Origin of the sequence: Maribellus luteus (assembly GCF_003576475.1) — a bacterium.
Taxonomy (GTDB): Bacteria; Bacteroidota; Bacteroidia; order Bacteroidales; family Prolixibacteraceae; genus Draconibacterium; species Draconibacterium luteum.
This window is the reverse complement of the sequence record NZ_QWGR01000185.1, coordinates 1-230: the sequence shown is the minus strand read 5'-3', so window position 1 is coordinate 230 and position 230 is coordinate 1. Positions and strand designations below refer to the sequence as shown.

Here is a 230-nt window from a genome sequence, read left to right as displayed (position 1 = left end):
GCAAAAACCAGCCACGCCCGTCAGGCGTGAACCTGCTGGCCCGCCGCACGCAGGGCGTGTTCGACACCGGCCTGGATCTGGGCGACGCCGGCCTGGATCTCCTTGGCGACCTGGGGCGAGGGATCGCCGGGGCCGACATGGATATGGCCGCTGGCGTCGATCCAGATCAGCGGACCGTCGCCTTCGCCGGCGATCACCCGCACGTAGATCGCGTACTTCTTGCTGTTGAG

1 protein-coding gene is annotated in these 230 nt (G+C 67.8%); it reads right to left on the bottom strand.

The features are described from left to right. Positions 1-20: 20 nt before the first annotated feature. Positions 21-230 (bottom strand): hypothetical protein (locus D1614_RS25870; protein ID WP_162304626.1); only part of this gene is annotated, 210 nt, incomplete at its 5' end.